At 66.8% G+C, this 6,564-nt stretch carries 8 protein-coding genes; all 8 read left to right on the forward strand.

Annotated features, from left to right (window positions below):
- Nucleotides 1-608: P1 family peptidase (locus VNS22_RS25635; protein ID WP_325737597.1), on the forward strand; the 608-nt coding region annotated here is incomplete at its 5' end.
- Nucleotides 609-623: 15 nt separating this feature from the next.
- Nucleotides 624-1,379: a DUF3800 domain-containing protein gene (locus VNS22_RS25640; RefSeq protein WP_325737598.1), complete on the forward strand. Its 756-nt coding sequence runs from the start codon at nt 624-626 to the stop codon at nt 1,377-1,379.
- Between the two features lie 314 nt (nt 1,380-1,693).
- Complete coding sequence (locus VNS22_RS25645) at nt 1,694-2,473, forward strand: HpcH/HpaI aldolase family protein (RefSeq protein WP_325737600.1); 780 nt, start codon at nt 1,694-1,696, stop codon at nt 2,471-2,473.
- 15 nt (nt 2,474-2,488) lie between these two features.
- Nucleotides 2,489-3,277, forward strand: a complete 789-nt coding sequence (locus VNS22_RS25650; protein WP_325737602.1) for an SDR family oxidoreductase — start codon at nt 2,489-2,491, stop codon at nt 3,275-3,277.
- A 10-nt stretch (nt 3,278-3,287) separates the two neighbouring features.
- A complete protein-coding gene (locus VNS22_RS25655; RefSeq protein WP_325737604.1) occupies nt 3,288-4,241 on the forward strand; it encodes a 3-hydroxyacyl-CoA dehydrogenase in 954 nt (317 codons plus the stop codon).
- 4 nt (nt 4,242-4,245) lie between these two features.
- On the forward strand, nt 4,246-5,181 hold the full coding sequence (locus VNS22_RS25660; RefSeq protein WP_325737605.1) for a 3-keto-5-aminohexanoate cleavage protein: 936 nt from the start codon (nt 4,246-4,248) through the stop codon (nt 5,179-5,181).
- Nucleotides 5,182-5,197: 16 nt separating this feature from the next.
- Complete coding sequence (locus tag VNS22_RS25665) at nt 5,198-5,779, forward strand: tyrosine phosphatase family protein (RefSeq protein WP_325737607.1); 582 nt, start codon at nt 5,198-5,200, stop codon at nt 5,777-5,779.
- Nucleotides 5,780-6,378: 599 nt separating this feature from the next.
- Nucleotides 6,379-6,564: hypothetical protein (locus VNS22_RS25670; RefSeq protein WP_325737609.1), on the forward strand; the 186-nt coding region annotated here is incomplete at its 3' end.

The following is a 6,564-nucleotide window of genomic DNA, read 5'->3' on the forward strand; positions in this document are numbered from 1 at the left end:
CGGTGGGCGGCGGCACCGGCATGATCGCCTACGAGTTGAAGGGCGGCACCGGCTCCGCCTCCCGCATCCTCGATCTGCCGGGCGGTCCCTACACGCTGGGCGTGCTGGTCCAGGCCAATCACGGCCGGATCGACCAGCTACGCGTCGGCGGCATTCCGGTGGCTCCTCTGCTCGGCCTCTCCTCCTGGCGCGGCGGGGAACAGGGTTCGGTGATCGTGGTGGTCGTCACCGACGCCCCACTCCTGCCCCACCAGCTCCAGCGCGTGGCCCGCCGGGCCGGGCTCGGCATCGGCCGCTCCGGTGCGGTCGGCGGCAACTCGTCCGGCGACCTGTTCCTGGCCCTCTCCACCGCCCTTCCCGCCCCCATGCCGCCGCCCGAGCCGCCCCTGGTCCAGTCCCTGCGCTGCCTGACCGACCCGTTGCTCGACCCGATCTACCAAGCGGTGATCGACGCCACTGAGGAAGCGGTCCTGGACGCGATGCTGCTCTCCGAGCCGACGCCGACCTTCCGGCCGAAGGGCCATGTGGTGCCGGCGCTGGATGGCGAGCGGCTGGTGGAGGCGTTGCGGGGGTGGCAGTGGCCGGCCGAGCCAGCCGCCACGGACTGACCCGCGGATGCGGCAATGACATCCCCGGCGGATGACGCCTACTCGGACTACGTGATCTTCGTGGACGAAAGTGGCGACCACGGCCTGTCCAATATCGATCCGAACTTTCCCATCTTCGTCCTGAACTTCTGCATCTTCAGGAAAGACCACTATATCAACTCGGTTGTTCCCGCTCTGCAGTCTTTCAAATTTCGCTGGTTCGGTCATGACGTGGTGATCCTGCACGAACATGACATCGTGAAGCAGAGGCCACCGTTCGTCTTCTTGCAGAATCCGATCAAGCGTGATGGTTTCATACAGGAGCTGACGGCAATTATGGAGCGAGCCGAGTTCACGCTCATAAGTGCAGTGATCGACAAGCGTCGCCTGCTGCACCGTTACGCCCGCCCGGAGAACCCTTACGGGATCGGGCTCCGGTTCTGCATGGAGCGGACCTGGGCGTTCCTGCGAGAGCATGCCCAGGAATTGAAGCAGACGGCGGTGATCGTGGAGCGGCGGGGGAAGCGCGAGGACGATGAGCTTGAGCTGACTTTCCGTCGGGTCTGCGATGGCGCCAACCGCTGGGGCCTGATGCCGAGCTTGCGGTTCGTGCCTGCCGACAAGCGTGTCAACTCGTCGGGCTTGCAACTCGCTGACCTCACGGCTCGTCCCATTGGCCGCCATGTGCTCGCGCCGCAGCAACCCAACCGCGCTTACGAGATCATCGCCACCAAGCTGCGGCGGAGCCCTGCCGGAAAGGTCGAAGGGTGGGGGCTGAAGGTCTTCCCCTGAAAAGGCGACGGGCTCCGAGGATATCCCGGAGCCCGTACCCGACCGGGAACATCCCCCAGTCCATGCCATCCATATCGGCATTGTCGTGGCGCTTGTCGAGTGCGGCCATCGGACAGAGGCGCTGCAGCAGCAGCCCCTGAGTGCGTCCTTAGTTAGTTAAGGCGGGCTTCCTTCGCGCCCCGCCTAATTAAGCGGACCACCTTTCCCTTAAATAAGCGCCCGCCCCGCCGCCTGCATTCCTGCCCCACCACCCCTGGCCTCCCCGCCCCGCCACGTCTAGGTTGCGCCCGCCGACAAGAAGGGGAGTGCTGGAGATGGATGCTGCGACGGCGTTGCGGGCGAAGCTGAACGGCGGCGGCATGGCGTACGGGACCATGGCGTTCGAGTTCTTCACGCCAGGGCTGACCGCACTCCTGCACACTTCCGGCTGCGAATTCGTGCTGCTCGATACCGAGCATAGCGGGGTCGGCGTCGAGACGATCAGGCAGCAGGTCGCCTATGCCCGCGGGCTCGGCATCACCGTCTGGGCCCGGCCGGCGGCCAAGTCCTATGCCCATGTCGCCACCCTGCTCGATGCCGGCGTGGACGGCATCATGGCGCCGATGCTGGAAACGCCGGAGGAGGCGCGCGAGCTGGTCGAATGGTCGCGCTATCGCCCGGAAGGCAAGCGCGGCTGCGCGTTCGGCTTTGCCCAGGAAGGCTATCGGGCCATGGGTGCGGTGGAGGCGCAGAAGGCCGCCAATGAGCGGATCGCGCTGATCGCCCTGATCGAGACGAGGAAGGGCCTGGAGAATGCCGAGGCGATCCTGGCCACGCCCGGCCTCGACATCGGCTGGATGGGCCATTTCGACATGTCCGACGATCTCGGCATGCCCGGCCGGTTCGAGGACCCGGTGATGATCCGCGCCTTCGAGGGCCTCGCCACGGCGGCGAAGAATACCGGCAAGACCGCCGCCACCGCCGATGCCGACATGACGTTCATGAAGGCGCAGGTCGAGCGCGGCTATCGTTGCCTGGGCTACGGCACCGACGTGGCGGTGCTGCGTTCTGCGATGAGCCGCGGCATCCAGGAGATGAAGGCCCTGCATGGCTGAGCCTCGGAGGAAACGGTGACCGTCGAGCCCAGCCTGCTGCTGCCGCCGGGCTATCGGGTGCTGGTCACGGCCGGTGCGTCGGGCATCGGCCAGGCGATCACGCTCGCCCTGCTCAAGGTCGGGGCCCGCGTCCACATCTGCGATACCGATGCGTCGGCGCTGCGCGAGCTGACCGACCAGCACCTGAACCTGTCGGGCAGTGTGTGCGACGTAGCCGTGGATGCAGAGGTCGAAGGGCTCTTCGCCGACGTGGCACGGGAGCTGGGCGGGCTTGACGCGCTGGTCAACAATGCCGGGATCGCCGGGCCTACCGGGGCGATCGAGACGATCGACCCGGCCGAGTGGCGGCGCTGCCTGGAGGTCGACCTCACCGGCATGTTCCTGGTCACGCGCCTGGCGGTGCCGCTGCTCAAGCGCAACCTGGAAGGCTGCATCGTCAACATCAGCTCGGCCGCCGGCCGGTTCGGCTACGCCTTCCGCACCCCCTATGCCGCGGCGAAATGGGGCGTGATCGGCCTCACCCAGTCGCTGGCCAAGGAGCTGGGCCCGGCCGGGATCCGGGTGAATGCGATCCTGCCCGGCATCGTCGAGGGGCCGCGCATGGCCGGCGTGATCGAGGCCCGCGCCCGGGAAATGGGTGTGGAGGCCGCCGAGATGGAGCGGCGCTACCTGGAGCGCGTGTCGCTGCGGCGGATGGTGAGCGGTGACGATGTGGCCGGCACCGTCCTGTTCCTTTGTTCGTCCCTGGGCCGCAACCTGTCCGGGCAGTCGCTCGGCGTGTGCGGCAATGTCGAGAGCTTGTGAGGATCTGGTAATGGCGGAGAAGGTGGCGATCGTCGGCTGCGGGCTGGTCGGTCGAGGCTGGGCGGTCGCGTTCGCGCGCGGCGGCTGGGACGTCGCGATGTGGGATCCCGTCGAGGGGGCTGCGGAAAAGAGCCTGGAGTTGGCCCGCACCATTGCCGACGACCTCCACCAGGCCGGCCTCCTCCAGGGCCAGCAGCCGGCCGAGGTGCTGGCGCGGATCCGCACTGCTCCCGACCTCGCCACGGCGCTGGATGGTGCCGCATGGATGCAGGAGAGCGCGCCCGAGAAGCTGGACGTGAAGCAGGAGCTCTGGCGCGAGCTGGACCGGCTGGCACCTGCCACCGCCGTGCTCGGCAGCTCGACCTCGGCGCTCGTCCCCTCCTCCTTCACCGAGGGCCTGCCGGGCAAGGAGCGCTGCCTGGTCTCCCATCCGCTCAACCCGCCCCACCTGATCCCCTGCGTGGAGCTGGTCCCCGCCCCCTGGACCTCCCCCGCGACCATGCGCCGCGCGGTCGAGGTCATGGCCGGCATCGGCCAGAAACCGGTGGTGATGGGCCGCGAGATCGACGGCTTTGTGGTCAACCGCCTCCAGGGCGCGCTCATGGAGGAAGGCTTCCGCTTGGTGGCCGACGGCTTCGCCGGTCCGGAGGATGTCGATGCCGCGGTCAAGCACGGCTTGGCGCTGCGCTGGTCGTTCATGGGCCCGTTCGAGACCATCGACCTGAATGCGCCGGGCGGCATTGCCGACTACATCGCCCGCTTCCAGCACATGTATCGCGAGATGCATGTCGACCAGCAGCGCCGGGTCGACTGGGAAGCGCCGGAAGTGCTGCAGAAGGTGCTGGCCGACCGCCGCGCCCGCCTGCCGCTCGACAAGCTGGCCGAGCGCTCGCGCTGGCGCGACCGGCGCCTGATGGCCCTGCTCCGCCAGAAGCAGGCCTCATCCCAAGAGATCGGAGACTGAACCCATGGCGGCACCCCGCAAGGTCATCATCTCCTGCGCGCTGACCGGTGCGATCCACACGCCCTCCATGTCGCCGCATCTGCCGGTGACGCCCGACCAGATCGCCGAACAGGCGATCGCGGCGTCGAAGGCCGGGGCCGCGATCGTCCACCTCCATGCCCGCAACCCCGAGACCGGCCGGCCCGACCAGTCGGCCGAGGCGTTCGCGAAGTTCCTGCCGAAGGTCCATGCCGAGGCAGAGGCGATCATCAACATCACCACGGGCGGTGCCCCGCACATGACCGTGCAGGAGCGCGTCGTCCCGGCCCGTACCTTCAAGCCGGAACTCGCCAGCCTGAACATGGGCTCGATGAATTTCGGCCTGTTCCCCATGCTCAAGCGCTACAAGCAGTTCGCGCATGAATGGGAGCAGCAGCACCTGGAGAACAGCCGTGGCCTGATCTTCCGCAACACCTATGCAGACATCGCCTACATCCTGGAGGAGCTGGGCGATGCCGGGACGCGCTTCGAGTTCGAGTGCTACGACACGGCACACCTCTACAACCTGGCGCATTTCCTGGATGCCGGCTTGGTGAAGGGGCCGCTGTTCGTCCAGACCGTGTTCGGCATCCTGGGCGGCATCGGCACCCATCCGGACGACGTGGCGCACATGAAGCGCACTGCCGACCGGCTGTTCGGCGACAGCTATGTCTGGTCGGTGCTGGGAGCTGGCCGCAACCAGATGAACATCGCCGCCACCGCTGCAGCGCAGGGTGGCCATGTCCGGGTCGGGCTGGAGGACAATCTCTGGGACGGCCCCGGCCGGCTCGCCGAGAGCAACGCCCAGCAGGTGGCCCGAGCCCGGCAGATCGTGGAGGGCCTGGGCCTGGAGATTGCCACGCCCGAGGAGGCACGCCAGATTCTCGGCCTGAAGGGCAAGGCCCGGACGGCGATCACCTGAGCCACGGACGACCGTCATGCAATCGATCTCGATCTCCATGCTCACGATCTGCGGCATCGAGGAGCTGCCGTCGCACGACAAGCGGCTGGTCACCCACGTCCTCTCGATCCTGGATCCCGAGGCACCAGAGATCGCCGCGTTCGACCGCTACGATGCGCACGAGCGCACCACGCTGCGCTTCCACGACATCATCGAGCCCCGGCCCGGCCAGATCCTGCCGCAGCCGGAACACGTCCAGGACATCCTGCGCTTCGGCGCGGAGCTGGCCGAATCGCGCACCGGCCGGACCGAAGGCCATCTCCTGGTCCACTGCCACATGGGCGTATCGCGCTCGACCGCCGCAATGCTGACGCTCATGGCGCAGAACCGTCCAGACGAGGACGCGGATCATCTGTTCGAACGCCTGCGCGAGATCCGCCCGCAGGCCTGGCCGAACTCGCGCATGGTCCGCTTCGCCGACGAGGCGCTGGACCGGCGCGGCCGCCTCACCGAGGCGCTGACCCGGCACTACGCCCACCAGCTCCGGGCCCAGCCGCGCTTCCAGGAATGGATGACCCAGCTCGGCCGCCAGCGCGAGTTGGAGATGGCGGCAGACTGACGGAAGCGGCCGGCGCAACTGCGCCGGCCGTTCCTTTCTTGCTTCGGTCCGCTCGGCCGCCATCGTGCGAGAGCTGACCACCAGGTCGCTGTAGTCGCCGCCGGCCCAGCCCGAGCCGACGTTCCGGCCCGCGAAGCCCAGCGCCATCCCCCCTGATAGAAGCCGCTCACCACCTGGACGCCGCCGTCCGGGTCGAGCGCCGCTCCGTCCGAGATCAGGAACAGGCCGAGAATCTCGCCCTTCTCTTCGGGATGTCGAAAGCCCCTTCAGTCGATGGCGGCCCGCACGCCACGTAGCCGCGCGACTGCCGACACGGTTGCTCGCCAGCCGGCATCATCGAATTTCACTGCCGCAGGCATCTCGCTATGCGGAGCATGGCCTCCAGAAAACCACTCATTGCAACTTTTAAGATAAAAATTAGCCTAATAATATTTTCCAGTACTTAATTAAAGATTTATTTTTCTTGATTCTGAGAAATTTCCGGTGGTATATGCGCTTTGTCTGAGTAAACAGGCTCAATGGTCTTCATACTGATGCGATCGCGTTCAACAGGTAACTTGAGAATGACACTCTCAACTTACCTAGGAATCATTACCATAGTGGCATTATTGTGCGCATCGGCCGTCCCGACGCCCGCCAAGGCCAACCTGACGGTCGACACGCTGCTCGTCGACATGGCGGATCCGGCGCAGTCGCGACGGGACCTCACCCTCGCCAATACCGGATCCGAGAAGCTCTATGTCCAGGTGGACGTCGAGGAGATGGTCGCCACGGACGAGGGCCGG

The organism is Geminicoccus sp. (assembly GCF_035556675.1).
Lineage (GTDB): Bacteria > Pseudomonadota > Alphaproteobacteria > Geminicoccales > Geminicoccaceae > Geminicoccus.